Annotated in this window: 27 protein-coding genes; 6 read left to right on the top strand and 21 right to left on the bottom strand. The window is 51.2% G+C overall.

Features of this window, described 5'->3' with window-relative positions; translation table 11 throughout:
* Positions 1-12 precede the first annotated feature (12 nt).
* A complete protein-coding gene (locus AABJ99_RS04000; protein ID WP_000248097.1) occupies positions 13-261 on the top strand; it encodes an acyl carrier protein in 249 nt (82 codons plus the stop codon).
* Positions 261-1,433, top strand: a complete 1,173-nt coding sequence (gene spt / locus AABJ99_RS03995; protein ID WP_039021390.1) for a serine palmitoyltransferase — start codon at positions 261-263, stop codon at positions 1,431-1,433. Before AABJ99_RS04000 ends, spt begins: the two co-directional genes overlap by 1 nt.
* Before the next feature lie 34 nt (positions 1,434-1,467).
* Here spt and lptG read toward each other — a convergent pair whose 3' ends face one another.
* From lptG to yghS, 7 genes are read right to left on the bottom strand one after another with little or no spacing between them, the layout of a single operon-like run.
* The gene (gene lptG, locus AABJ99_RS03990) at positions 1,468-2,547 is read right to left on the bottom strand and encodes an LPS export ABC transporter permease LptG (protein WP_039021389.1); all 1,080 of its coding nucleotides are present in this window, start codon (positions 2,545-2,547) and stop codon (positions 1,468-1,470) included.
* Positions 2,544-3,614, bottom strand: a complete 1,071-nt coding sequence (gene lptF / locus AABJ99_RS03985) for an LPS export ABC transporter permease LptF (protein WP_000779656.1) — start codon at positions 3,612-3,614, stop codon at positions 2,544-2,546. The genes lptG and lptF overlap by 4 nt, the downstream gene beginning before the upstream one ends.
* A 30-nt stretch (positions 3,615-3,644) precedes the next feature.
* Entirely contained in the window at positions 3,645-4,205 is a 561-nt protein-coding gene (locus AABJ99_RS03980) for a YtfJ family protein (protein WP_001354968.1), read from the bottom strand.
* Positions 4,206-4,216: 11 nt separating this feature from the next.
* Positions 4,217-5,041: a hypothetical protein gene (locus tag AABJ99_RS03975; RefSeq protein ID WP_000984956.1), complete on the bottom strand. Its 825-nt coding sequence runs from the start codon at positions 5,039-5,041 to the stop codon at positions 4,217-4,219.
* Positions 5,041-6,390, bottom strand: a complete 1,350-nt coding sequence (locus AABJ99_RS03970) for a lipopolysaccharide biosynthesis protein (protein WP_000896872.1) — start codon at positions 6,388-6,390, stop codon at positions 5,041-5,043. Before AABJ99_RS03970 ends, AABJ99_RS03975 begins: the two co-directional genes overlap by 1 nt.
* 45 nt (positions 6,391-6,435) lie before the next feature.
* Positions 6,436-7,194, bottom strand: a complete 759-nt coding sequence (locus AABJ99_RS03965) for a hypothetical protein (protein ID WP_000339524.1) — start codon at positions 7,192-7,194, stop codon at positions 6,436-6,438.
* A 30-nt stretch (positions 7,195-7,224) separates the two neighbouring features.
* Positions 7,225-7,938, bottom strand: a complete 714-nt coding sequence (gene yghS / locus AABJ99_RS03960) for a dTMP kinase (RefSeq protein ID WP_001076266.1) — start codon at positions 7,936-7,938, stop codon at positions 7,225-7,227.
* 173 nt (positions 7,939-8,111) lie between these two features.
* Between yghS and yghT the strand changes: the two genes are divergently transcribed.
* Entirely contained in the window at positions 8,112-8,804 is a 693-nt protein-coding gene (gene yghT / locus AABJ99_RS03955) for a dTMP kinase (RefSeq protein ID WP_001190762.1), read from the top strand.
* Between the two features lie 48 nt (positions 8,805-8,852).
* Here yghT and pitB read toward each other — a convergent pair whose 3' ends face one another.
* Both pitB and gss read right to left on the bottom strand, forming a co-directional pair.
* Entirely contained in the window at positions 8,853-10,352 is a 1,500-nt protein-coding gene (gene pitB / locus AABJ99_RS03950; RefSeq protein ID WP_000933296.1) for an inorganic phosphate transporter PitB, read from the bottom strand.
* Between the two features lie 291 nt (positions 10,353-10,643).
* Positions 10,644-12,503 (bottom strand): bifunctional glutathionylspermidine amidase/synthase, encoded by a 1,860-nt coding sequence (gene gss, locus AABJ99_RS03945; protein WP_039021388.1) that lies wholly within the window; start codon positions 12,501-12,503, stop codon positions 10,644-10,646.
* A gap of 204 nt (positions 12,504-12,707) precedes the next feature.
* Between gss and yghU the strand changes: the two genes are divergently transcribed.
* Positions 12,708-13,574 carry a glutathione-dependent disulfide-bond oxidoreductase gene (gene yghU, locus AABJ99_RS03940; RefSeq protein ID WP_001352936.1) on the top strand — a complete coding sequence of 289 codons (867 nt, stop codon included), beginning with the start codon at positions 12,708-12,710 and terminating at the stop codon, positions 13,572-13,574.
* A 121-nt stretch (positions 13,575-13,695) separates the two neighbouring features.
* Here yghU and hybG read toward each other — a convergent pair whose 3' ends face one another.
* The 10 genes from hybG to yghX all read right to left on the bottom strand — a co-directional run bounded on the left by hybG (position 13,696) and on the right by yghX (position 21,723).
* A complete protein-coding gene (gene hybG / locus AABJ99_RS03930; protein ID WP_000334896.1) occupies positions 13,696-13,944 on the bottom strand; it encodes a hydrogenase maturation factor HybG in 249 nt (82 codons plus the stop codon).
* A 12-nt stretch (positions 13,945-13,956) separates the two neighbouring features.
* A complete protein-coding gene (gene hypA, locus AABJ99_RS03925; RefSeq protein ID WP_000544949.1) occupies positions 13,957-14,298 on the bottom strand; it encodes a hydrogenase maturation nickel metallochaperone HypA in 342 nt (113 codons plus the stop codon).
* On the bottom strand, positions 14,291-14,779 hold the full coding sequence (gene hybE / locus AABJ99_RS03920) for a hydrogenase-2 assembly chaperone (RefSeq protein ID WP_000134014.1): 489 nt from the start codon (positions 14,777-14,779) through the stop codon (positions 14,291-14,293). Before hybE ends, hypA begins: the two co-directional genes overlap by 8 nt.
* Positions 14,772-15,266 (bottom strand): HyaD/HybD family hydrogenase maturation endopeptidase, encoded by a 495-nt coding sequence (gene hybD / locus AABJ99_RS03915; protein ID WP_001221940.1) that lies wholly within the window; start codon positions 15,264-15,266, stop codon positions 14,772-14,774. Before hybD ends, hybE begins: the two co-directional genes overlap by 8 nt.
* Entirely contained in the window at positions 15,266-16,969 is a 1,704-nt protein-coding gene (gene hybC, locus AABJ99_RS03910; RefSeq protein ID WP_000083065.1) for a hydrogenase 2 large subunit, read from the bottom strand. The genes hybD and hybC overlap by 1 nt, the downstream gene beginning before the upstream one ends.
* Positions 16,966-18,144: a Ni/Fe-hydrogenase cytochrome b subunit gene (gene hybB / locus AABJ99_RS03905; RefSeq protein ID WP_000017694.1), complete on the bottom strand. Its 1,179-nt coding sequence runs from the start codon at positions 18,142-18,144 to the stop codon at positions 16,966-16,968. Before hybB ends, hybC begins: the two co-directional genes overlap by 4 nt.
* Positions 18,134-19,120: a hydrogenase 2 operon protein HybA gene (gene hybA, locus AABJ99_RS03900; RefSeq protein ID WP_001081868.1), complete on the bottom strand. Its 987-nt coding sequence runs from the start codon at positions 19,118-19,120 to the stop codon at positions 18,134-18,136. Before hybA ends, hybB begins: the two co-directional genes overlap by 11 nt.
* A 2-nt stretch (positions 19,121-19,122) precedes the next feature.
* Positions 19,123-20,241 carry a hydrogenase 2 small subunit gene (hybO, locus tag AABJ99_RS03895; RefSeq protein WP_000145410.1) on the bottom strand — a complete coding sequence of 373 codons (1,119 nt, stop codon included), beginning with the start codon at positions 20,239-20,241 and terminating at the stop codon, positions 19,123-19,125.
* 188 nt (positions 20,242-20,429) lie between these two features.
* Positions 20,430-20,717: a DUF2623 family protein YghW gene (yghW, locus tag AABJ99_RS03890; protein WP_001059139.1), complete on the bottom strand. Its 288-nt coding sequence runs from the start codon at positions 20,715-20,717 to the stop codon at positions 20,430-20,432.
* Positions 20,718-20,835: 118 nt separating this feature from the next.
* Complete coding sequence (yghX, locus tag AABJ99_RS03885; RefSeq protein ID WP_039021386.1) at positions 20,836-21,723, bottom strand: YghX family hydrolase; 888 nt, start codon at positions 21,721-21,723, stop codon at positions 20,836-20,838.
* Positions 21,724-21,879: 156 nt separating this feature from the next.
* Between yghX and gpr the strand changes: the two genes are divergently transcribed.
* Entirely contained in the window at positions 21,880-22,920 is a 1,041-nt protein-coding gene (gene gpr / locus AABJ99_RS03880; RefSeq protein ID WP_039021385.1) for an L-glyceraldehyde 3-phosphate reductase, read from the top strand.
* 39 nt (positions 22,921-22,959) lie between these two features.
* Here the strand turns inward: gpr and yqhA are convergent, their stop codons facing one another.
* Complete coding sequence (yqhA, locus tag AABJ99_RS03875; protein WP_000439331.1) at positions 22,960-23,454, bottom strand: TIGR00645 family protein; 495 nt, start codon at positions 23,452-23,454, stop codon at positions 22,960-22,962.
* 190 nt (positions 23,455-23,644) lie between these two features.
* Here yqhA and yghA point away from each other — a divergent pair, with 190 nt between their 5' ends.
* On the top strand, positions 23,645-24,529 hold the full coding sequence (yghA, locus tag AABJ99_RS03870; protein WP_039021384.1) for an NADP(+)-dependent aldehyde reductase: 885 nt from the start codon (positions 23,645-23,647) through the stop codon (positions 24,527-24,529).
* Between the two features lie 38 nt (positions 24,530-24,567).
* Here yghA and exbD read toward each other — a convergent pair whose 3' ends face one another.
* The gene (exbD, locus tag AABJ99_RS03865) at positions 24,568-24,993 is read right to left on the bottom strand and encodes a TonB system transport protein ExbD (RefSeq protein WP_001240712.1); all 426 of its coding nucleotides are present in this window, start codon (positions 24,991-24,993) and stop codon (positions 24,568-24,570) included.
* Between the last annotated feature and the right edge of the window lie 3 nt (positions 24,994-24,996).

Here is a 24,996-nt window from a genome sequence, read left to right as displayed (position 1 = left end):
GTTAACGTTTCTATGGTAAATCGTGAAATAGTAATGGATTACATCCTTTCCTGTTTACAGGATTTGGTCGAAAACGGTGTGGAAATTAAGCCCGACAGCGATCTCGTCAACGATCTTGGCCTGGAGTCGATCAAAGTGATGGATCTCTTAATGATGCTGGAAGACAGATTCGATATTTCCATTCCTATTAATATTCTGCTGGATGTCAAAACCCCTGCGCAATTAATGGAAACTCTACTTCCATGGCTGGAGAATAAATAATGGGGCTATACGATAAATATGCGCGCCTTGCTGGCGAGCGACTGCAATTTAGTGACAACGGATTAACGCCGTTTGGTACCTGTATTGATGAAGTGTACTCCGCCACTGAAGGCCGTATCGGCAATAAAAAAGTGATTCTGGCCGGGACTAATAATTATCTCGGTTTAACTTTCAATCATGATGCCATCACCGAAGGTCAGGCAGCATTAGCGGCACAAGGCACCGGCACTACCGGTTCTCGTATGGCTAATGGCAGCTATGCGCCACATCTGGCGTTAGAGAAAGAAATTGCCGAGTTTTTCAAGCGCCCTACCGCTATCGTTTTTTCAACCGGTTATACCGCTAATTTAGGTGTCATCAGCGCACTTGCCGACCATAACGCCGTGGTGTTACTGGATGCCGATAGCCACGCCAGTATTTATGACGCCTGTTCTCTCGGTGGAGCGGAAATTATTCGTTTCCGCCATAACGATGCTAAAGATCTGGAACGGCGCATGGTTCGCCTCGGTGAACGAGCAAAAGAGGCGATTATCATCGTTGAGGGCATCTACAGTATGCTCGGTGACGTTGCACCGCTGGCGGAAATTGTTGATATCAAACGTCGTCTTGGTGGTTATTTGATTGTCGATGAAGCGCATTCGTTTGGCGTATTAGGTGCAACAGGGCGCGGACTGGCTGAAGCCGTCGGCGTTGAAGATGATGTGGATATTATCGTTGGTACCTTCAGTAAAAGTCTGGCATCGATTGGCGGTTTTGCTGTCGGTTCGGAAGCGATGGAAGTGCTGCGCTACGGCAGCCGCCCGTATATTTTTACCGCCTCTCCTTCTCCGTCCTGCATTGCGACCGTGCGCTCGTCGTTAAGAACCATTGCCTCACAACCAGAGTTGCGGCAAAAGCTGATGGATAACGCCAACCATCTGTATGACGGTCTGCAAAAACTGGATTACGAGTTAAGTTCACATATTAGCCCGGTAGTGCCAGTAATAATCGGTTCGAAAGAGGAAGGTTTACGCATCTGGCGCGAGCTTATTTCGCTGGGCGTTTATGTGAATCTTATCCTGCCACCTGCCGCGCCTGCGGGCATCACGCTGCTGCGCTGTAGCGTAAACGCTGCCCACACTCGTGAGCAAATCGATGCCATCATTCAGGCATTTGCTACTCTGAAGCAGTAATGTGAGCCCGCTGTGGTGCTGCGCCACGGCGGGTTTAATGTTGACTGTCATACCAATACACCAGGCTCAACGCCACCAGCATAAACGCTATCGGTAAACCGAGCGCGGTAACAGGTGCGCTCAACGCAAATAGCAATCCCAGATTGACCATGATTTGATAGCTGATCCAGGTGAGTAAGCCCACGATGACGCCTACAGCGAGACGGCTACCCATCCCAGGCGAACGCGGGGCACTAAAGGTAAACGGCACAGCCAGCAAAATCATCGCCAGGGTCAAGATGGGTTGTCCCAGTTTTTCCCACAGTGCAAGGCGGTATTCGCTGCTGGGTTGCCCGGTTTCCTGCAAATAATGGATGTAATGATTAAGTTGACGGACAGAAAAAGTATTTCCCGGCATCGATAACTCTTCAAGATTCATACTGGTGAAGGCCGATTGCCAGGCAAGATTATCAGATGTTTCCAGCGTTTCTTTGCCATTCAGCCATTTTTTATGATTCACACCATGCAGGATCCACGTTTTGTCGTCTTCAATGGTGGCACTGCGTGCATAAATGTAGGATTCGAGCGAGAGATCGTCGCGGTAATGAAATATCTCCACGCCCACCGGCTGGCCCTGCTCGTTCAGCGATTTCACCGTCACAAATTCATTACCACGCCTGGCCCACAGCATATTGCCGGTAATGTCATCGTCCTCCCCCAACGCAGTGGCAGTCGATTTGATTTGCAGCGCCTGTTGCTGCAATGGCGACGCCACCCACTCATCTATCGTGCCTAATGAAACAGTCCACAATATCCCGGCAACCAGCGCCACCAGTGCAATACGGAAGATAGAAAACCCCGTGCTGCGAATGGCGGTAAGCTCACTGTTTTTCGATAACTGCCCCAGGCCGACAATCCCTCCCAATAAGGCGATAAACGGCGAAAGTTCGACCAGTGTGCGCGGTAAGGTCATCAGCACCACCAGCACCGCCTGAGTCCAGCGATAACCACCCGGGCTGACATCATCCAGTTCGTTAATCAGGTTGAAGGTGGTAAAGAGCGGCAGCAATAGCCCTGCGGCGGCGGCAAAACCGAGAAAGAGATGACGAATTAAATAGCGACTGAAAACATTCATCGGGAAAATTTCTGCAGCAAAGAGAAGTCGCGTGCGACCAGCATCAGCAGGCCCATTAGCATGAGTCCGGGTACTAACCACAAACCAGGAATGAGGGGAATCGCGCCGTTAGCCACCAGCGTACGGCAGACGTCGCCGCCATAAAAAATGGCAACAAACAGCAACGTCAGTGGCAATAACGTTGAAAATCGCCCTTGCCGCGGTTTTACCCGACTTAATGAAATGGCCAGCAGCGCCATCAACAATGCTGTCAGGCCACGGCTTTGTCGCCATTGCAGTTCGGCATGATCGGCAGGAAAGGCGGAGCGCGCCAGCTCCGTGACCGATTTTGCTTTGCGTTTGACGTTAGGGCTTTGATCCAGCGGATTCAGATGCAATTGCAGATTACGGTAGATCTGTTCGTTGTCGTCACGCCCCTGATGATCGAGAAGATAGGCGGTCCCGTTATGCAACATAACGGTCGGTTTCTCGGGTGATGGGTCAACTACATCAACCGAACGGGCGCGGAAAATACGGGTTCGATTGGCAGTAGAAGTATAAATCAGCACGTCAGTCAGGCGATTATTATCCTGATCAACCGTCTGCGAAAGGATCATTCGTCCGTTATCGTTAGTGTTAAATTTCTTTGCCCGCAACTGGCGAACATCCAGCTCCGACTGCGACTGTTGCTCCAGTTGATAAATCTGCGCATAAGCCCACGGACGACCATACATCGACAGAAGGGTGACAAAAATACTTAGCGGTATCGCCAGATAAAGAACGGCTTTGTACAAGCGTCCCGGACTCCCCCCCGCCGCAGAAATAGCGGTAATTTCCGAGTCGGTATACATCTGCCCTAGCGTCACGCCAACTGACACATACAGTCCAACAGGTAACAACATCTCCAGTGCAATCAGCACCTTGTAGAAAACAATATCCAGCACAACATCAAGAGCTAATGTCCCATTTGCCGCTTCGGTCAGATAACGCTGTGCGGAGTAGCTGGCGAAAATAAAGATCAGAAAACCGACGATAATCAGCACCAGACGGCGCGTACCACGCATGATGTAGTGTTCAACCAGCTTCATCTCACTAACGCCCTCAATCCTTTGAGTTTTTTATTCATTGATCAGCTTCTGCGCCAGCGCAATGACATGATCTACCTCTTCCGGCGTCAGGCTGCCGTCCTTTGCCCACTGAATTTGCCCGGCTTTATTCAGCACCAGAATGGTTGAACTCTGCTCCGGCAACCGCCAGACAACGCGTCCCTGTCCATTGCCGTCAATAACGAATTGCGCCCACGGATAGCGGCGTTTATTTTTTTCGATTTTGCCAACGACAAAATAGCCAGTACCAAAGATGGCATCATCGGTGTTCACAATGGTGGTGGGCTGAAAACGATCCTGCGGAAAGTTTGCCGCTTCAACCGCTTTAATTAACAGTGAGTTCTTTTTCTTCGCCGACTTACGCCCGGCGATATACTGAATAATGCGGACTTTTCCCGCCAGCTGTGTGCTGTTCCACTTTTGGTAGTGAATTTCGTCGTCGCTATTCAGAAGCAGCTCGCCGCCTTCCTGGATATAAACAGGGGTAACCGTTTTACCAGTGACGAAATTGTGCGCCTGCACACCCGGGGCTAAGAGCATGATAATCAGCGCAATAATCAAACGAGATGACATCATTGCTCCGGTTATAGCGGAAAACGCGAAATCAGCAGTTCTAAGCGCTGACGAATATCGCTATCCAGCGCCATCGGTGCATCATACGACTGGCGGTTTTCCATATCATCCGCCACCATGTCGTCGTGTTTATCCCCCATCAGGCCATTAATGGCGGCGAGGAAGCGGGAAATCTGTAACGCTTCTTTATTTTCAGGATCAAGCGATCTTAGGGTGTCGTAATAAGAAACCTGCTGGCTGATTATTTTTCGTACATCATGAAATTCCCTGCCAGTTAGCCGTGGTTTGGCAATAATCTCTTTCAGGAGGTGCATTTGCTTTTGCCGATAGGCAATAAAACCGCTTACGCTTTCTAACTGGCTATGGCGTAATGAATAGTTCACCAACAACCAGACCGGAGAGCTTAAATAAATCCGTAAAAGGTTGCCGTAAAACGACACAATATTTTTCTTACCGTTACGAAAGCCGTCCTGAAAACGTCCAAGAAAAACGGTCGTTTTGCCAAATAAAAATCCGGCCTGATGCTTTTTTAAATACAACCGTTGGGCAAAACGTAGATGCTTATAACGCGCCCGCATATATTTAAACTGTTTACGCTCGTCAGCCGTAAGCCCCTCGCCTTTGGCTTGTTTGTGGATTAAACGCAGTAATTCCTGACGATCAACGCCATTCAGCCAGAATTGCAGGCATAACGCGTAATTATCATGAATGATTTCGGTGGTACAACCTGTTGCGATAGTCGGCGGTAAACTGACCTGCGCATCAACGACATCATCTTCTTCAACTGCAATAAATAGACGCTCGCTCGCCTCAAGCGGGAAATATTTTCTCATCATCAGGATTTCTCTCCGGCTGCGTTATAAAGCAAGGAATGACGCTGAAAAAATGCCTTTAAGGTTGGAATTAACGAGAGCACCACATCCAGACATTGCCCACCGAAGTAAGCAAATGCAGCCCCCAGCACGCCAAACAGATGACAGAACATGAACAGCAATACGATGTAGCCGATTGAGGCGATGGTTTGCGCCACGAGAAAAGCGCGCTGTTTTCCCGCCATCAATAGCAATGACTCCTGTGGGAAGCCCAGCATCGAAATCACAATTGCGCCAAGCATCACCTGAATCAGGTCATACGCTTCGAGATACTTAACGCCAAACACCAGCGAAATGAGCGGCTTGCCGACGATCAACACCGCGAGCGCCACCAGAATACCGATTCCGCCCGCCAGTAAACCGGACTTCACGCCTAACAACCACGGTCTGGTGGTACGCGGATCTAAACGCATCACCTCTGGGTAAAAACTTTTGCCCAGTAAACCCGCTGGCGTTCCGGCGGCATCGAAGAATGTCATGGCGATTTTAAATAACCCGGCGGCAGCGGGTCCTAACACGATCCCCACCAACACTGTGCTGCACGAGTTACGTGCCGACCAGATGGAGTGGGCAATGTTGGTTGACCAGACAAAACTCCACGCGCCTTTAATGTGTCGGGCAGACTCAAACAGATTCAATTTGAAGGCGTTATGGATATTTCTGCGGCGTAATTCGCGCGCGGCAAACCACCAGTACATGGTGCCGCCAACCAGATTCGATGCGTACCAGGCAATAACAAAACCCGCAAAACCAAAATCAAAATACCAGGCTACGACGCTCCCCGCTGCGCGCAGAAAAGGTTTCGTCGCCTGCTGTACAGCAATCAAATCGAAGCGATCTACCGCACGCAGAATGCCGGTCGGTGTGGAGGAAGCCATTGAAGGAATGAGCGTGCAATACAGCGCTGCCAGCCAAAAGCTTTGGTCATCCAGACCTAATGAATGGGAAAGAAAAGGGAGTAAGGCAATGCCGCCGACAATCGCCACCGCGCCGCTGACGATATCCAACGAGAAGGAAAATGAGACGACATTGCGAAATTGCTGCGGATTATTATTGGTCAAGGCTGGCGTTCCGTACTGAACCACCAGCTGCCATGTCTGAAACTTAATAAAATCGCTGATCGACTTGGCGTACGATTGCACAATCACCAGTACGCCAAACATGGCGGGCGTCATCCCTTTACCGGCACACGAGAGCGCCAACAGACCCAGCAAAGCGCTCACGACATTACTGGAGCCTAACCAGGCGCTATTGCGAATAATGGTGCGAAACGCGCCATCTGCAAACCAATGTTTGATGTTAAACCCCGCCAATTCAGCCTGACCTTATCGTTGATAATAAAAAGTATCCCGCCAACCTTAAGTTAAACTTCGGCGGTCAGAAACGATTGCAACCAGAGAAACCGCCTTCTGTGCCTGTTCCAGCACTTCGCTGTAGGGCGCTCTGGAATCAATCTCAAGAATTTTTGTGCCGTTATAGCCAATCGTCGACATGACACCGATTTTGTCCTGCAGCTCGGCATAGTCATGGTCAGGCTTGCGGGAGATGGCAGTATCAATATCAATCCCCAAACGAATAATTAATTCAGGACGGTATTGCGCCATTTTTTGGTATAAGCGCCGTTCGCGCTGGGCCAGAAACATGCTGATTTTCCCGGTCGCACGCTCGATGCCAATCCCCGGTCCGTCATAATAAAAGCCCGAAATTTCAGCCTGCGGGAAGCGATCGCTGACCACCAGAACGCCACTTTGCGCCAGTCGCTGAACCTTGCGTAGATTCGCCATTCTTCGCAGCGAGAAGCAGTACATAATCACCGCCGCCCATAGCGCCGGAGATTTGGTTTTCATGCTTTGGGTTTTCGAGGATTTGGCCGCCAGTCGCCGTTCCAGCCAGACGCCAACGAGCGGCAACCGTTTGATTTTGTCGCCGTCTTCGCCGGAGAGCAGCCCCAGATAGCGGCGCTCGGTTTGCCAGTGTTGTTGCAGCGATTTCACCAGGTCAGTGGTCAGTGTGGATTTACCGGTGCCATCACACCCGACCACCGCAATCAGCCCCGGAATGTAGTTGGGCTGCGGCGCGGTTGTACTATTAACAGTTTGTGTTTGTAGTGCATCCATTCGTTAAATCATCCCCTATCCATTTGGTGATCAGGAAAGCGCGGCGTGAATTGCGCGTAGTGACGCTTGCAGAATTTCATCGGCGGGTTGCCGACCATCCAGTTCAAGGATCTTTGCACCATTGAATGTCAGTTGCGGCGTAACAGCGATTTTTTCCTGTAACGCCGCCAGTTGGTGGTCAGGTTTACGCGCAAACGCGGTTTGTTCATCAATGCCAAGACGAATCAACAATACGGGCAAATAAGACGCCATCCATTGGTAAAGTTTGAGCTCGCGCTGTCTTAACATTTTTATCCAGCCGTTACCGCCCGTGTTTTTTGCCAGTTGCGGGCCATCAAAGCGAAAACCCGGCACTTCAACCTGCGGGTAGCGGTCGGTGATGAGCAGATAGCCTTGCTGGCTTTTACACAACATTTTGCGAAACTTATACGCCCGCCAGCAGGAAAGCAGATAGATAACCAGCGCAGTAATATTGCCAGGCGGTGTGGAGGGCTTTTCGTGCACATGTGCCGCTTTACTTCGCAGATAACGCCCAAAAGGTGCGCCAATAACAGGGAGCTGTGAAATCCATTCGCCAATTCGCCCGGACGATTGCCCGAGATAAATGTGTTCTGTTGGCATTGTTGCTGCCAGTTCATTTACCAGGCTTGCCGTGAGGGTCGATTTACCTGAACCATCACATCCTACAATGGCAATAACACGCACTGGCGTGGAATTAATTATTGACATATTACGTTGATTCACGAAAAACCCGGCAGCAAATAATGTATTGAATATTACGTGGTCCGTGCTCAGAATATCCGTTCAACCTTATTGTGACAATGGTTAATTGTGACATTGACCTGAATTACGCTTTCATAAAAACATATTAACCAAATAAATATTTTGGATGGATATTTAAATTTAAGGATATATTCATGCAGTCAATAACACCTCCATTAATTGCCGTTATTGGTAGCGATGGTTCAGGCAAGTCAACGGTGTGTGAACATCTTATTACCGTTGTCGAAAAATATGGTGCTGCCGAAAGAGTTCATTTAGGAAAACAGGCCGGAAATGTCGGTCGTGCAGTGACAAAATTACCGTTGATGGGAAAGTCTCTGCACAAGACTATTGAAAAAAATGAAGTGAAAACGGCAAAAAAATTGCCGGGTCCGGTTCCGGCCCTGGTGATCACCGCTTTCGTCGCCCGCCGACTGTTACGCTTTCGTCATATGCTCGCCTGTCGTCGTCGCGGGCTGATTGTCTTAACCGATCGTTATCCTCAGGACCAAATTCCTGGCGCTTACGATGGTACGGTGTTCCCACCTAACGTTGAAGGCGGCCGGTTTGTCTCATGGCTGGCAAGCCAGGAACGTAAAGCATTTCACTGGATGGCGAGCCATAAGCCTGATCTGGTTATCAAACTCAATGTTGACCTTGAAGTTGCCTGTGCGCGTAAACCCGACCATAAACGGGAATCGCTGGCGAGAAAGATTGCCATAACGCCACAGTTAACCTTTGGTGGTGCACAACTGGTTGATATCGACGCCAATCAGCCACTGGAAAAGGTGCTGGTTGATGCAGAAAAAGCGATTACGGATTTTATGACCGCGTGTGGTTATCACTAGTCAAAAATGGAAATGCCCGATCGTCAGGACCGGGCATTTTCAGGAAGGTTAAATCAACTGCAATGCTATCCAGTACAACCCACCAGACAGAAAAATCGCCGCCGGTAAAGTAAACACCCACGCCATCAGGATGCTGGTTACCGTTTTACGCTGTAACCCACCGCCGTCCACCACCATCGTCCCTGCTACCGCAGACGAGAGGACGTGCGTTGTGGAGACGGGCATCCCAATATAACTGGCAAGGCCGATAGACACTGCCGCCGTCATTTGTGCCGCCATGCCTTGCGCATACGTCATGCCGCGCTTACCAATCTTCTCACCGATGGTCATCGCTACACGACGCCAGCCAATCATGGTGCCAATGCCGAGCGCCAGTGCTACCGCCATGATGATCCACACCGGAGCGTACTCAATGGTGCTTAACATATCGCTGCGCAGTTTTTTCAGCAGGTTCTGATCTTCTTTACTGACGCCTGGCAGTTTCGCCAGCTTCGCAGAGGTATCAGAGATGCACAGCATAATGCGGCGCAGCTGGCTGCGCTGACTCACGCTTAACGGCTCGTAGCTTTCCATATTACCTGGCAACATCGTTTTAACGCGCGCAATCGCATCAAAGGTATTTGCCGGATGACAATGAAACTCCGTTACTTGCGTGCCATCAGTCGATGCCGCAGGCAATGGAGGTTCCATCGCAATCAACTTCTGCGGCAGTTCAGGATGCTGTTGCAGATAGTGTTCAAAGTTGGTGACGGCATCGCGGGTACGGGTAATTTCATAGCCGGACGCATTCATATTGACGACGAAACCAGCAGGAGCAATCCCCACCAGTACCAGCATCACCAGGCCGATCCCTTTCTGCCCGTCGTTCGCGCCGTGCGAAAACGCCACGCCCGCAGCGGAAACAATCAGCGCAATACGCGTCCAGAATGGTGGCTTACGTTTGCCTTTTTTCTTTTTGCGATCTTCCGGAATGCGGTGAATACGGTCACGCTTTTTCGTCCCGCTCCAGTAGCGGCGCAGCAGGAATATCAGGCCTCCCGCAATGACCAAGCCGACGATAGGGGAAACAATCAGCGAGGAGAAAATTTTGGTCACTTCACGCAGGTTTAACGCATCCATCACCGATGAGCCGGTTAACAGCGCGTTGGTTAAACCGATGCCGATAATCGCACCAATCAAGGTATGCGAACTGGAGGCCGGTAAACCAAAGAACCACGTTCCCAGGTTCCAGATAATCGCCGCCAGCAGCATAGAAAAGACCATCGCCAGGCCGTGAGTTGACCCCATATTCAGCAACAAATCGGTTGGCAACATATGGACAATGGCATAGGCAACGCTAAGTCCGCCCAGCAATACGCCAAAAAAGTTAAAAAATGCCGCCATCACCACGGCAAGCTGTGGCTGCATGGCACGAGTATAAATAACGGTTGCCACCGCATTCGCCGTGTCATGAAAACCATTGATTGCTTCGTAGAACAACACAAATGCCAGAGCAAGTAATAACAAAAGCCCTGTGTATATATCAAGGCCAACAAATAAATTTAGCATATATTAGATTACGCCATTTTGAATTTACGAACGAACGCATTATCAGTGACTTTCACGGCGCGGGCAAAGTGAAATATCATCTTTTAACGATAAAAAGAGAGTTATTTCTTGGGTATCAAACAATAAGCATTCATTCAAAATATTTAAAAATAATTAGAACACAGGTATTCTGCTGGTTAATATATTCACATATAAAATGAATAGACATTGAAATATATAAATATTGAATATTTTAATTATTCCCCGTACTGATTATTCTTCATAATCAGTACGGGGCTGCTACAACATCTATTACTCTTTCACGACAATTAACGGTTCAATATCACTCTCTTTTTTGATGACCAGTGATTCATCACCGCGCAAGCAAGTACCGCCGTAGTTGCCGCCAACGGTGAAAGTACATACCTGGATGTATTTACCGTCCACTTTCGGCAAGCACCACAGTTGCTGGTAAATGTTTTTCTGCTCGGCAAATTTACCGCTGGTTTTGTCCAGCACCTCTTCATGATGGCTGACAAGGTCGATATTGCTGCCACAGCGACCGGCAATCGGCTTCACGGCGTAACCGGTTTTCACCAGTTCATCATTCACGGAGAAATCGGTATCCAGCAGGTAACGATGGTGCGGGAACAGTGACCAGAGGATCGGCAGAATCGCTTTGTTGCCGGGGATCACCGTCCACAGCGGCTCAAAGACCAGCACTTCCGGACGTAGCAATACGTCGATAAGACGTACTTCATTTTGCGGATGACCGGTACGGATCGGCACCGCAGCAAACTCACGGTCGCTAACTTCACGAATCTGATCAAACGCGGTTTCCCACGCCCAGGTTTTCCACACACAGTTAACCAGTCGCCCTTCCCCATCAATCAGTTGCCCGGCAGCATCCCAGCCCAGTTCATCCAGCCCGCGCAAGATACGTGTTTCAAAGCCCGCCTGGTGCAGCGCCTGCTCCATAAACTGTGCGTGATAGTTCTCCTCAATATCTTTGTCCTGCATGATATGGACAAACGGACGTGCACGACTGTGTTTCCAGGCACCAGCCAGTTCGTTAATCAGCCCTTCTGCCGGATTAAAGCCGTTGCCTTTATAGCCCTGCTCTGCCCAACGTTCGAGGATCAAGCCCGCTTCGGTATGACAGGAAGCGGAATCGGCGTTGTATTCGTAGACTTTCAGGCCGCGCTCATCCATGCAGAAATCCATACGACCGGTGATCATATGGTGGCGACGACGCTGCCAGGAGAGGCGCAAACGCGGCCAGAGGATTTTCGGAATGTCGAACAGCGCTAGCAGATTGTCATCTTTCAGCACCTTGTCGGTAGCGTGAAGATACATCAAGTGCAGCTCGTTGGTGGCTTTAATCAGCTCCTGTTCGGCACTCTCGGTAATGGTGTAAAAATGATACGGATCCTGATTGATCACCTGACCGTTGGCCTGCACGTAGGCATTTTGTAGCGGATCTTTTTCATCCAGCCATTTACCGTCAAACTGACCTTTGTTTTCCAGACGCGCTCCGCTGATTTTCAGCAGCTCGCCTGCAATTTCCGGCTGCGGTAAGCTGTAGTCGGTATCTTCCGTCTGGATCATCCAGCCCAGAATGGTGGTGTCATCAAACGTGTCTTTAAGGGTATAGCAGCCGTTTTCGACCACCATCTCCAGCTCGCGTGTCCACTGTTGCCCTTGCGGTAACGGGGAATGAATCACGTTCTGTTCCGCAATACGGACTTTGTTGCCATGCAATTGGGTAATGATGGCGACATGGCCAGTGTCTTTAAATTCACCGCCTTTATCCCAGATAAGAAGCGCACCCGCGACCGGCGCACGCGGCGAGCCGTTAGGAAATGCCTGCAATGGCAGGATGTTGTCATTAACCACTTCACGCAGGAAGCGCAGCGAGAAAATCTCCCACGCCATACCCACGTCAGTGAAGACCACACCGTAATTCAGAAAGAGAAAACGGCGAGCAAATTCAACGCATTGCCATTTGTGGCCCATATATTCGTCGTCGATATAGCTACGGAATACGGCGTCATCTTCGTATTCCTGCGGATCGAGAGAACTGTAATCTGAAGAGTAGATTGCTACCCCACCTGGGGCGTAGCCCAATAATGTCCCGAACGGGGCATCCTGGCTGGTCGTTCCTTTGCTCATCACTTTACCTTTAACAATACAACCTAAGCAGTTGGCGTAATTGTTGTGCTCTGATTACCTGCTCAGCGACATTAACCGGACAGAGGTCAGACTAATCATACACCTCATCGCAGCGGCTGGCGCAAAGGGTTAAAAAATTCACATTCTGTACAGCAAGTGACCTGCTACACTGCTTCAACACTACCACTCAGAAGGCAACTCACTATGACAGACAATACTTATCAGCCCGCGAAAGTCTGGACGTGGGATAAATCCGCAGGCGGCGCGTTCGCCAATATCAATCGCCCGGTTTCTGGTCCAACGCATGAGAAAACGCTGCCGGTGGGCAAGCACCCGTTGCAGCTCTATTCTCTGGGCACGCCAAACGGTCAGAAAGTGACAATTATGCTTGAAGAGCTGCTGGCGCTGGGCGTTACTGGTGCAGAGTACGACGCCTGGCTGATTCGTATTGGCGATGGCGATCAATTCTCCAGCGGCTTTGTCGAAGTGAACCCAAACTCGAAGATCCCGGCGCTACGCGATCATACCCATACTCCGCCGATCCGCGTGTTTGAGTCTGGATCGATTCTGCTTTATCTGGCGGAGAAATTTGGCTACTTCCTGCCGCAGGATCTGGCGAAACGTACTGAAGCAATGAACTGGCTGTTCTGGTTACAGGGTGCCGCGCCGTTCCTCGGCGGTGGTTTTGGCCACTTTTACCATTACGCGCCGGTGAAAATTGAATACGCCATCAACCGCTTTACCATGGAAGCCAAGCGCCTACTCGACGTGCTGGATAAGCAACTGGCGCAGCATAAGTTTGTTGCGGGCGATGAGTACACCATTGCGGATATGGCGATCTGGCCGTGGTTTGGCAACGTGGTGTTAGGTGGTGTGTATGATGCCGCAGAGTTTCTTGATGCGGGCAGTTATAAACACGTGCAACGCTGGGCGAAAGAAGTGGGCGAACGTCCGGCGGTTAAGCGTGGGCGTATTGTTAACCGCACCAACGGACCGCTGAATGAGCAGTTGCATGAGCGTCATGACGCCAGTGATTTCGAGACGAATACGGAAGATAAGCGTCAGGGGTAAGGGTTGGTGTTCGTCGCAGCAAGCCATCCAGGCCGGATAAGGCGTTCACGCCGCATCCGGCAATCGTGCACAATGCCTGATGCGACGCTGTCGCTCTTATCAGGCCTACAAAAGCTAATCATCACGCGCTGGTAATGTCGTAATCCATTTGGCGCAGTGCGTCTAATGTGGCTTTGGCTTCGTCTTCGTCGATGATGCTCATGGCAAATCCGACGTGCACCAGCACCCACTGGCCCAGCAGATCGGCAGGATTACCTTCACAAATCAGGGCGATATTCACGTCGCGCTTGATACCACATACTTCAACCTGCGCAAGCTGGTGAATATCTTCACCGACAGCCAGCACCTGGCCTGGAACGCCAATACACATTGTTAACTCCGGTTATTCAACTTCAATACTTTTGACGATTAGCGAATCGCCGGTATCGACGCGCAACCGCTCACCGTGACAGAGCGGGCATTGCGCATCGTGCTGATGAATCTCCACTACCTGGCTACAATCCCAGCACCAGGCCTGGGCGGGTTTATAGATGATATGTAAATCGCACCCTTGCGCCACCGTTCCGTGGCAGACAATTTCAAAACTAAAACGGACGGCGCTCTCCTCAACGCAGGAGAGCGCGCCAATTTCCAGCCACACGGCGGTGACGCGCTTAACATCATGCTGCTCCGCCTGCCGTTGGATAATTTCAACGGCGCTCTGGCAAAGCGACAACTCATGCATTTTCGCCACTCCTGCGGCCAAATAGCAGGGCACGACGCCCTGCGTGTGGTACATCCGGATTAGTGACCGGCAGCGAAAGGATCATCCGCGCGCAGTCATCCGTCAGCCGTTGGCCCTCTTCAATCGACATGCTATGCGAAAGCGGCGACATCAGCGAGCAGGAGAGGTATTGCGAAACACCGTCCAGTTCACCAACAGTAAAGGTCATGGTGCCATACGGCAGTTGCAGACCAATTTTTTCACTGACTTTGCGCAGTGGCCAGAGTTGATCCGGGCCGGGGAAGATAACTGCACTCAGCATCCACGGGGTGATTACACACCCCGTCCACTGACCTTCGAACAGCGTAAAGTCAGAAACATACACTGGCATTGAAGGATGCAGAAAAGAGAGATCGTGCATCGAACGCCGGGCAATTTCTTCAAACGCTGCCTGTACTTGCGCCTTCGGGGAGGTCTGGAAACCTGCTATCTCTTCAGTCATGAGTCGCCTCCCGTGGGATAGCTTCCACGCCTGATTCGCGCAGCGCAGCCAGAACCTGCTCAAGCGCAGGTTCAATCATCGCTTCAACCGTTGGTGTCAAACCGATGTGCGGCTCCAGCGATTCCGGGATCACGCCGACCAGGGTCAGCTTTTTCGGAAACTCGCCGGTGAAGCGCAGGGCCGACAATACGTCGGCCAGGCCAAGCTGATGCGGAGAGATTTTGTTGGTAAACAACGCCGGAACTTCTTCATCCCGCAGGATCATCATCGTTCCCGGCGCGTTCTTTTTCGACACAATGGCATCGGCGATAATCAGATGATCGCGATTTGCCATGTCGCCAAGCAGCTCCATTCCCGCCGTGCCGCCATCGAGGATCTCAACATAATCCGGCAGAATGTATCGTTGCTCTAACGCTTCGACAATCCGCACACCGATGGCTTCATCGGTCAGCAAAATATTGCCAACCCCTAAGACTAAAATACGCATTACAGAACCTTCACTGAAACCACTTCGTTGCCGTCGGCATCCACTACGTGTACCGCACAGGCCATGCACGGGTCGAAGGAGTGAATGGTACGCACCACTTCCAGCGGTTTATTCGGATCAGCAACCGGCGTGCCCACCAGCGACTGTTCGTAAGGACCAACGTCGTCATTGAAGTTACGCGGGCCAGAGTTCCAGGTTGATGGAACAACTGCCTGGTAGTTACTGATAATACCGTCTTTGATCACCATCCAGTGAGAGAGCATACCGCGCGGTGCTTCAAGGAAGCCAACACCTTTGAACTCACCCGTTGCCGGAATGTTCGGTTTCACAAAGGTGGTGTGATCGCCTTTGCCGATATTGGTGATCAGTGCACTGTATTGATTTTGCAGGATATCCTGCAATTCGCAGCAGTGAACGGTACGACCAATAATACGGCCCAGCGTGGAGTGCAGCTGCGCCACTTCCAGCGTGTTGCCTGTCAGTTTCTGATAAATCGCAACGATTTCATTCAGTTTGTTTTGGGTAGATTCGCGACCTGCCGCCAGTTTCACCAGCATGTTAGCCAGCGGACCCACTTCTACCGTTTTGCCGTAGAAAGTCGGTGATTTCACCCAGGAATATTTACCGTCGTCAGACCAACCATCATAAGCCGGAATAGTGGTGCCTTCCCACGGTGCCTGCGGCGCTTCGTCTTTATACCAGGAGTGCTTCGCGCTTTCCTGAATCCCTTTGATCAGATATTCATCGGAATGGGAAGTGATCGGACGATACGAGGACAGATCCGCATTCTCAATGTAGCCGCCCGGGAACAGGAAGCTACCATTTTTGCTGTCGGTCGGGAATTCCGGCACGCTCAGGTAGTTCACCGCACCTTTACCGCGCGTCAGCCATTCCGGGTAGAACGCGGCGATAACTGCGGTATCAACCTTGTAAACCTGCTCAACAAAGTCGCTCAGTTTGTCGATGAAAGACTTGATATACATCAGGCGCTCAAGGTTCAGCACGCCCAGACCGTCGAGGTTGATTGGGTTCGCGACACCACCTACCGCCAGGTTCTGAATGTGCGGCGTTTTACCGCCCAGCAGCGCCACGACGCGGTTAGCGTCACGCTGGCACTCCAGCGCTTGCAGGTAGTGCGCTACCGCAATCAGGTTCACTTCCGGCGGCAGTTTCATTGCCGGGTGCCCCCAGTAGCCATTAGCGAAAATACCCAACTGACCGCTGGCAACCAGATCTTTGATCTTGTTCTGAACTTTAGTGAACTCTTCCGGGCTGTTCAGATGCCAGGTCGAAACGCCTTTCAGCATTTCCGAGGCTTTGGTTGGGTCAGCTTGCAGTGCAGAAGTAATGTCCACCCAGTCCAGCGCCGAAAGCTGATAGAAATGAACGATATGGTCATGCGTGGTGTGCGCAGCCAGAATGATGTTACGGATGTATTGCGCGTTAACCGGAACGTCGATATTCAGCGCACTCTCTGCCGCACGGACAGAAGACAGCGCGTGAGTGGTAGTACATACGCCACAGATACGTTGCACAATCATCCATGCATCGCGCGGATCGCGGTTTTTCACGATCTCTTCCATGCCGCGCCACATGGTACCGGAAGCCCATGCTTTCGAAACGACGCCATTTTCGATTTCGCAATCGATGCGTAAATGCCCTTCAATTCGGGTTACCGGATCAATAGTAATTCTCTGGCTCATGCTTTGCTCGCCTCATGACGATTATGATCGTTTTGTTTTAAAGGAGGAAGTATCGGCAGTAGACGAATGAGTACGATGTAAGCGCAAATCTCAATAGCCACAAAACCAATAGAAATCAACAGTTCTTCCCAGGTCGGGAAGTAGGCGTAACCGCCGCCCGGGTTGAATGCCACCAGCGAATAGGTCAGACGCCAGGTTGCACAACCTAACAGTGCGCTCAGTGCTGACAGGAACAGCATGCGGGAATCATTACGCAGCTTCGCCACACGCAGAACAACCAGCGGGAAGAGCATCAGCAGGACTTCAATCCAGAACATCACGGAGTAGAAGTCACCGGCAAACGCTAACGACAGCTTGTCGCGATAGATCAGCTCGCCAAAGCGCAACACGATGAAAATCGCCAGCAACACACTGATGGTGTTGGTCAGTTTGACGAACAGGCTCTTTTCATCCGGACCGTTGCCACGCAGACCCGCCTGCACCAGCGAACCTTCAAAGATGACAATCGAGAAGCCCATGATGAACGCCGTCAGCAGCGAGAACAGCGGCAACATTTCATAGCTTTGCCACAGTGGATGCACCTTGTAGCCCGCCGAGATCATCAGCGACCCCATTGAAGACTGGTGCATAGTTGGCAGCAGCGCGCCGAGCGCGATGATGAAGAACATCACCTTGTTCAGACGCTTGAGCGACACTTTCCAGCCCAGACGTTCAAACAGTGCCGGAGCAAACTCCAGTGCCATCACGCCGATGTAGATGGTCATACAGACCGCCGTCTCGAACAGTACCGAGTTCACGTTGAAGTGACCCGGAATGTAGAAGTACGGCAGGTTCCAGTAGCGACCAACGTCGATAGTGATCGACAAGCCACCCAGTGAGTAACCAAACAGACTTGCCAACAGTGCCGGACGCACCAGCGGATGGTATTGCCCACGATTAAAGACGTATACCGCCCATGCCAGCGCCCAGCCGCCACAGGCAAAGCCGGTGCCGATCAACAGGTCAAACGCGATCCACACGCCCCACGGGAAGCCGCCGTTCAGGTCAGAGACAGAGCCCAGACCGAACACCAGACGCTTCACAATCAGGAGCATACAGATGACGATTAACGGTCCAAAAATCATGACCGGTTTACTGATGATTTTGCCGCCCAGCGGTTGTGGATCATGACTCATGATCGTCTCCTCCGTCGTGATGGTCGTTTTTGGTGTTGCGACGAACCAGCACGGTTAAGCCCGCCAGCACAGCCAGTGGTAGCATCATGCCTTTATACAGGGTGTGTTGAACATGTTCGGAACGCGCACCAGTAGAAAGATCGTCCAGTTTCGGCAGGTCGAGATTTTCATAAGGCACACCCGTCAGTACCAGTACCTGAGTACCGCCGCCCTCTTTCTCGCCGTACAGATGCGGATAATATTTCGGCACTGTGTGCAGGTAAGTGTCGCCAGATTTCAGCGTCTGACGTGGATAGTGGTATTCGCTGCCAGGCTTCAGCGCCAGACGTTTTTTCGCCTCCGCCATCAGCTCTTCACGCGTACCAAAAATCACCGCGCCCGCCGGGCACACTTCTACGCAGCCAGGCAGACCGCCTTTATCAAGACGTTCCACACCTTTCTGGTTGCAAAGCTCACACTTATGCAGCGCACCAAACGGGTTGTTGTAGTCGTACTTCGGCACGTTGTATGGGCAGGCGACCATGCAGTAACGGCAGCCGGTGCACACATCTTTGTCGTAATGGACAATGCCGGTTTTCGGATCTTTTTTCAGCGCGGAGACCGGGCACACGGAGACACAGTTCGGATCGACGCAGTGCATACACTGTTTCTTAATGTACGCATAGCCGTTCTCTTCCTGGTCTTTGTTGACTCCCGTGCCGCTGGTCCACACCTGAATGATGTTATTGGTGTACGGCGACAGTTTGTCGTTGTTCGACCAGGTCTGTTCCCCTTGTGGGTTACGTTCAGGGAAGTTGATATCCTGACACTTAGTGACGCAAGCCTGGCAGCCTACGCACAGCGTCGAGTCATACAACATACCCAGCGATCCCGGAATTGGCGGGCGGTTTTCAGCAGCCGCATGACTGACCGACGGCAACGCGCCCGTCAGCAATGCCCCGCAGGAGGCTGCTTTAATAAAATTACGTCTGTTCACGGTTATTCTCCCCGTGAGTCAGCGTTATCTTTCTTTTGCTGACGACCCAGTTCACGCACCGCCATCACGCTGACACCGGCAACCAGCCCAACCACACCGCCGAGCAAACCGATAGCGCCCGCAGAGACGTTGCCGCCCTCTTTAGCGTTAACATCCGGTTTCTGCGAACGCGGAGTCTGGTTTTCGACGTTGGCAAGCTGATGGATGCCTTTATGGAAGCCGATACCTTCTTCGTTACAGCCATAGCACGGGTGACCAATCGCCACCGGCCACACACCACCAACATCGCAGAATTGCAGCGTTGAGCAGTTGCCGTAAGTTTCTGGCCCTTTACAGCCGAGGTGGTACAGGCACCAGCCTTCGCGGTGGCCTTCATCACCGAACTCTTTGGCAAAACGACCAGCATCGAAGTGCGGGCGGCGTTCGCAGTGTTCGTGAATCAGACGGCCATAGGCGAAAGTCGGACGGTTTTTGTCATCCAGTTTCGGCGGTTTGCCGTAAGTGATGATGTGCGCAACGGTCGCGAGGAAGTTGTGCGGGTTCGGTGGGCAGCCCGGAATGTTGATAACGGTTTTGCCCGGCAGAACTTCTTGCAGGCTGACAGCGCCAGTTGGGTTAACTCCAGCTGCGGCAACACCGCCCCACGCAGAGCAGGAACCGATAGCGATAATGGCTGCTGCGCCTTCCGCCGCTTTGCGGATGTGATCCACAATCGGCTCACCGGCAACCATGCAATAAATACCATTATCTTTTAATGGGATGGAACCATCCACCACTAACACATACTGCCCTTTGTACTTCTCGAGAGCGTTATGTTTGTTCTCTTCGACCTGATGACCGAAGGCGGCGGAAAGCACTTCGTGATACTCCAGAGAGATAGTCTCCAGCACGAGGTTTTCTACAGTTGGATGCGTTGCACGAAGCAGAGATTCCGTACAACCGGTGCACTCCTGCGCGCCAATCCAGATAACTGGCGGACGCTGCGGGTTAGTAACCGATTCGGCCATTTCTGCAGCGGCTTTGCTACTTAACCCCATGGTGGCGGCTAATGCTGCACAAAGCTTCATGAAATCACGACGGTTAATGCCGTGAGAATGGATGAGGGTGTTATCTCCAGTCATTTATAGTTATTCCGTTGCGAAGACCTGGCATATATTTTGCCTCAATCGCAAAATCAATAATGCGATCGATGCGCCATTTACCACACATTTATTATGGTTATCGATATCATGATACTGCGGCAGGGCACTAAAACGAAGGGAATAAGCATTAGTGTAATTAATTAAAGCAAGATAATACGTATGTTTGATCAATTTTCGAGGCGATAACCGGCCATAAAAAAGCGCAACGTAGAACAGGAATTATTCTCACGAAAGAAATCCATTACCATCTCTTTATCCAGTCCATAGCGGCGCGTCAGAATCCCCGCTTCCCAGGCGCTAAGCTGGCGATCTCCGGTCTTTTCGTACATCCGGTGTGAGTAGCCTAATACAAAACCGCGTTTATAATCGGCACAGTATTTTGTCACATTAACCGCACTGTCGGCATGCGTTGCTTTTAATCCCGCCATTAAGCCTTTACCAAAATGGTTATTCATCGTTCACCTCATTCGCTATATATTGTAATATATAGCGATATTTTAGGCAAAGAACGACTTTTGCGCACGCTATTTTTTCATGCTTGTTTAAGACGTAATCCCGTAAGAGATAAACCTATCAGGAGAGATATTTATCGAACCATTTCAGCGTCCTTTGCCAGGCAAGATCGGCGGCAGATTTGTCATAACGGGGCGTGGAATCATTATGGAATCCGTGATTAACCCCCGGATAGATATACGCCTCATAGACCTTATTATTGGCTTTCAACGCCGCCTCGTAAGCGGTCCAGCCCTCGTTGATTCGGGTATCCAGTTCCGCGTAGTGGAGCAGTAAAGGCGCTTCAATCTTCGCCACATCGGCAGTGGGTGCCTGACGACCATAAAACGGCACCGCGCAGGCCAGTTCCGGATACGCGACAGCCGCCGCGTTCGATACACCACCGCCATAGCAAAATCCGGTAATACCCACTTTGCCTGTCGCTTGCGGATAGCGTTGCATAAACTCAATTGCGGCAAAGAAATCATTCATCAGTTTGGTTGGATCAACCTGCTGTTGCAGCTCACGACCTTTATCATCATTACCCGGATAACCTCCAACGGAACTTAAGCCGTCAGGTGCCAGGGCGATATACCCCGCCTTCGCTACTCGCCGTGCCACATCTTCGATATACGGATTCAGTCCACGATTCTCATGCACCACCACCACGGCTGGCGTTTTGCCGCTCATCTTTGCGGGCTTCACCAGATAACCCCGTACCTCGCCGTGACCATTTGGCGAAGAATACGTGATGTACTCAGCAACAATTTCCGGGTCGGTAAACTCTACCTGAGTCGCCAGCGCATAATTTGGCTTGAGCAAATCAAACAACGCTAATGCCGTCATCCCGCCCACCGCATACTTCGCCGCAAGGTTGAGGAACTCACGTTTCGAAATTTTCCCGTGAGCGTAATAGTCGTAGTAATCCAGCAACTCTTGTGGGAAATCTTTAGCGGTCAGACGCGGCATCATTGCACTCCTCAATTGGTGTTTTTTTAAGCAAAGCATAAGCACGTGTTTTTGCCCAGTTTTTCGTCACACTGTGAGCGATGCTACGGGATCCCCCCTGGTAAATCGCTAAACTGGAAACATTGTTTCGAAATTGAATGGTGGAAAGGAGAGGTCATGGTCTGGTTAGCGAATCCCGAACGTTACGGGCAGATGCAATACCGCTATTGCGGAAAAAGCGGTTTACACCTGCCCGCGTTATCGCTCGGTTTATGGCACAATTTCGGTCACGTTAACGCACTGGAATCACAGCGTGCGATCCTGCGCAAAGCGTTTGATTTGGGCATTACGCACTTTGATTTAGCCAACAATTACGGGCCGCCTCCAGGAAGCGCAGAAGAGAACTTTGGTCGCCTGCTGCGGGAGGATTTTGCCGCTTATCGCGATGAACTGATTATCTCTACCAAAGCTGGCTACGATATGTGGCCCGGCCCGTACGGCTCTGGCGGCTCACGTAAATACCTGCTCGCCAGCCTCGACCAAAGCCTGAAGCGTATGGGGCTGGAGTATGTCGATATCTTTTACTCTCATCGCGTCGATGAAAATACGCCGATGGAAGAAACCGCCTCTGCGCTGGCTCATGCGGTACAAAGCGGTAAAGCGCTTTATGTCGGGATCTCCTCTTACTCGCCAGAGCGGACGCAAAAAATGGTCGAGTTGCTGCGCGAGTGGAAAATTCCGCTGTTAATTCATCAACCTTCGTACAATTTACTGAACCGCTGGGTGGATAAAAGCGGCCTGCTGGATACCCTGCAACATAACGGCGTGGGCTGCATTGCCTTTACTCCTCTGGCTCAGGGATTGCTGACCGGAAAATATCTCAACGGTATTCCGCAAGATTCACGGATGCATCGTGAAGGGAATAAAGTTCGTGGTCTGACGCCGAAAATGCTCACCGAAGCCAACCTCAACAGCCTGCGGTTATTGAATGAAATGGCACAGCAGCGTGGACAATCAATGGCACAAATGGCGTTAAGCTGGTTGCTGAAAGATGAGCGAGTGACGTCGGTATTGATTGGTGCCAGCCGCGCGGAGCAACTGGAAGAGAACGTCCAGGCGCTGAATAATCTGACATTTAGCACCGAGGAGCTGGCGCAGATTGATCAGCATATCGCCGATGGCGAGCTGAATCTGTGGCAGGCGTCTTCCGATAAATGACCTGTTAATAACGGGCGCGAGAACCGCGCCCGAATCAGATCAGTGATTATGACGAGTCAGTCGGTCAAGATAGCCCATCACAAATGCAGAGAGCACAAACGTCAGATGGATAATGACGTACCACATCAGTTTGTTATCAGGGACATTTTTCGCATCCATAAAGACGCGCAGTAAGTGAATGGAAGAAATTGCCACAATCGACGCTGCTACTTTGTTTTTCAGCGACGTTGCGTCCATTTTCCCCAGCCAGTTCAGCTTCTCTTTGTTCTCGGAGATATCCAGCTGCGAGACGAAATTCTCATAACCGGAAAACATCACCATCACCAGCAAACCGCCAACCAGCGTCATATCCACCAGCGACAGCAACACGAGGATCAAATCTGATTCCGCCATCGAGAAGATATTCGGCAGTACGTGAATAATCTCCTGGAAGAACTTCAGCGCCAGAGCAACTAACGCCAGCGAAAGGCCAAAGTACACGGGGGCAAGCAGCCAGCGAGAAGCATACATTGCATTTTCAAGAAAACGTTCCATACATTCCTGTCGTGTAGTTAAAACGGGCAACAGTATATCGCAATTGAGTAAACAGCGCGCAACAGCAAATCAACATATCCGTTAAACCTTTGTCGCATAAATCCGAGGTTTAGGGATCTTCCTGGTTCCCTTATCAACGCATCGAGAGCGTCTACCCTTAAAGGACGTTGAACCTGAAGGGAGAAAAACAATGTCTCATTTAAAAGACCCGACCACGCAGCATTACACTGGTGAATATCCCAAACAGAAACAACCGACGCCAGGCATCCAGGCGAAAATGACACCGGTGCCAGATTGCGGCGAGAAAACCTATGTTGGTAGCGGTCGCCTGAAAGATCGTAAAGCACTGGTGACAGGGGGCGATTCCGGAATCGGTCGCGCTGCCGCCATTGCTTACGCGCGTGAAGGGGCTGACGTGGCGATCAGTTATCTTCCCGTAGAAGAACAAGACGCTCAGGATGTGAAAAAGATCATTGAAGAATGCGGACGCAAAGCCGTCCTGCTGCCGGGCGATTTAAGCGATGAGAAGTTTGCCCGTTCGCTGGTTCACGACGCGCACAAGGCGTTAGGCGGGCTGGATATTATGGCGCTGGTCGCCGGGAAACAGGTCGCCATTCCTGATATTGCAGACCTCACCAGCGAACAGTTTCAAAAGACCTTTGCCATTAACGTTTTCGCACTGTTCTGGCTCACCCAGGAAGCGATCCCCCTGCTACCGAAAGGTGCCAGTATCATCACCACTTCGTCAATCCAGGCATACCAGCCAAGCCCGCATTTACTGGACTATGCGGCTACGAAGGCGGCGATTCTGAACTACAGCCGAGGCCTGGCAAAACAGGTCGCGGAGAAAGGTATTCGGGTGAATATTGTTGCGCCAGGCCCGATCTGGACAGCACTGCAAATTTCCGGCGGACAGACGCAGGATAAGATCCCGCAGTTTGGTCAGAAAACACCAATGAAACGTGCAGGGCAACCGGCGGAGCTGGCCCCAGTATATGTTTATCTGGCAAGTCAGGAGTCGAGCTATGTCACCGCAGAAGTGCACGGCGTGTGCGGCGGCGAGCATTTAGGCTAAAAAAATGCCCGGTTGTGAAAAGCAACCGGGCATCATTTTTATTTCGCTTTGGCAGTTTCTTCGCCAACCAGACCTATCTTCAGGTAACCCGCCTGATGCAGCGTGTCCATTACCTTCATCAACGTCTCGTAATCGACGGTTTTATCCGCACGGAAAAAGATGGTGGTGTCTTTCTTGCCTTCGGTTAACGCATTCAACGCCGTAATCATTGTTTCATCGGTGACCGGATCGTTACCGATAAACATCGAGTTGTCCGCCTTCACCGACAGATAAACCGGTTTTTCCGGGCGCGGCTGCGGCGTGCTGGTAGAAGCAGGCAAGTTCACCTTCACATCTACCGTCGCTAACGGTGCCGCCACCATAAAGATAATCAGCAGAACCAACATCACGTCGATAAACGGCGTCACGTTGATATCATGCATTTCGCCGTTATCGTCGAGGTTTTCGTTAAGATGCATTGCCATCGA

The organism is Escherichia coli (assembly GCF_036503815.1).
In the GTDB taxonomy this organism is placed as follows: domain Bacteria; phylum Pseudomonadota; class Gammaproteobacteria; order Enterobacterales; family Enterobacteriaceae; genus Escherichia; species Escherichia coli_F.
Note: the sequence above shows the minus strand (reverse complement) of the source record. Positions and strands in the feature narration are given on the sequence as shown.

Bases quoted from the DNA above. Each gene is read 5' to 3' on its own strand.
- AABJ99_RS04000 (WP_000248097.1), top strand. From the start codon at position 13: ATGGTAAATCGTGAAATAGTAATGGATTACATCCTTTCCTGTTTACAG.
- spt (WP_039021390.1), top strand. From the start codon at position 261: ATGGGGCTATACGATAAATATGCGCGCCTTGCTGGCGAGCGACTGCAA.
- lptG (WP_039021389.1), bottom strand. From the start codon at position 2,547: ATGAATGTTTTCAGTCGCTATTTAATTCGTCATCTCTTTCTCGGTTTT.
- lptF (WP_000779656.1), bottom strand. From the start codon at position 3,614: ATGAAGCTGGTTGAACACTACATCATGCGTGGTACGCGCCGTCTGGTG.
- AABJ99_RS03980 (WP_001354968.1), bottom strand. From the start codon at position 4,205: ATGTCATCTCGTTTGATTATTGCGCTGATTATCATGCTCTTAGCCCCG.
- AABJ99_RS03975 (WP_000984956.1), bottom strand. From the start codon at position 5,041: ATGATGAGAAAATATTTCCCGCTTGAGGCGAGCGAGCGTCTATTTATT.
- AABJ99_RS03965 (WP_000339524.1), bottom strand. From the start codon at position 7,194: ATGGATGCACTACAAACACAAACTGTTAATAGTACAACCGCGCCGCAG.
- yghT (WP_001190762.1), top strand. From the start codon at position 8,112: ATGCAGTCAATAACACCTCCATTAATTGCCGTTATTGGTAGCGATGGT.
- pitB (WP_000933296.1), bottom strand. From the start codon at position 10,352: ATGCTAAATTTATTTGTTGGCCTTGATATATACACAGGGCTTTTGTTA.
- gss (WP_039021388.1), bottom strand. From the start codon at position 12,503: ATGAGCAAAGGAACGACCAGCCAGGATGCCCCGTTCGGGACATTATTG.
- yghU (WP_001352936.1), top strand. From the start codon at position 12,708: ATGACAGACAATACTTATCAGCCCGCGAAAGTCTGGACGTGGGATAAA.
- hybG (WP_000334896.1), bottom strand. From the start codon at position 13,944: ATGTGTATTGGCGTTCCAGGCCAGGTGCTGGCTGTCGGTGAAGATATT.
- hypA (WP_000544949.1), bottom strand. From the start codon at position 14,298: ATGCATGAGTTGTCGCTTTGCCAGAGCGCCGTTGAAATTATCCAACGG.
- hybE (WP_000134014.1), bottom strand. From the start codon at position 14,779: ATGACTGAAGAGATAGCAGGTTTCCAGACCTCCCCGAAGGCGCAAGTA.
- hybD (WP_001221940.1), bottom strand. From the start codon at position 15,266: ATGCGTATTTTAGTCTTAGGGGTTGGCAATATTTTGCTGACCGATGAA.
- hybC (WP_000083065.1), bottom strand. From the start codon at position 16,969: ATGAGCCAGAGAATTACTATTGATCCGGTAACCCGAATTGAAGGGCAT.
- hybB (WP_000017694.1), bottom strand. From the start codon at position 18,144: ATGAGTCATGATCCACAACCGCTGGGCGGCAAAATCATCAGTAAACCG.
- hybO (WP_000145410.1), bottom strand. From the start codon at position 20,241: ATGACTGGAGATAACACCCTCATCCATTCTCACGGCATTAACCGTCGT.
- yghW (WP_001059139.1), bottom strand. From the start codon at position 20,717: ATGAATAACCATTTTGGTAAAGGCTTAATGGCGGGATTAAAAGCAACG.
- yghX (WP_039021386.1), bottom strand. From the start codon at position 21,723: ATGCCGCGTCTGACCGCTAAAGATTTCCCACAAGAGTTGCTGGATTAC.
- gpr (WP_039021385.1), top strand. From the start codon at position 21,880: ATGGTCTGGTTAGCGAATCCCGAACGTTACGGGCAGATGCAATACCGC.
- yqhA (WP_000439331.1), bottom strand. From the start codon at position 23,454: ATGGAACGTTTTCTTGAAAATGCAATGTATGCTTCTCGCTGGCTGCTT.
- yghA (WP_039021384.1), top strand. From the start codon at position 23,645: ATGTCTCATTTAAAAGACCCGACCACGCAGCATTACACTGGTGAATAT.
- exbD (WP_001240712.1), bottom strand. From the start codon at position 24,993: ATGGCAATGCATCTTAACGAAAACCTCGACGATAACGGCGAAATGCAT.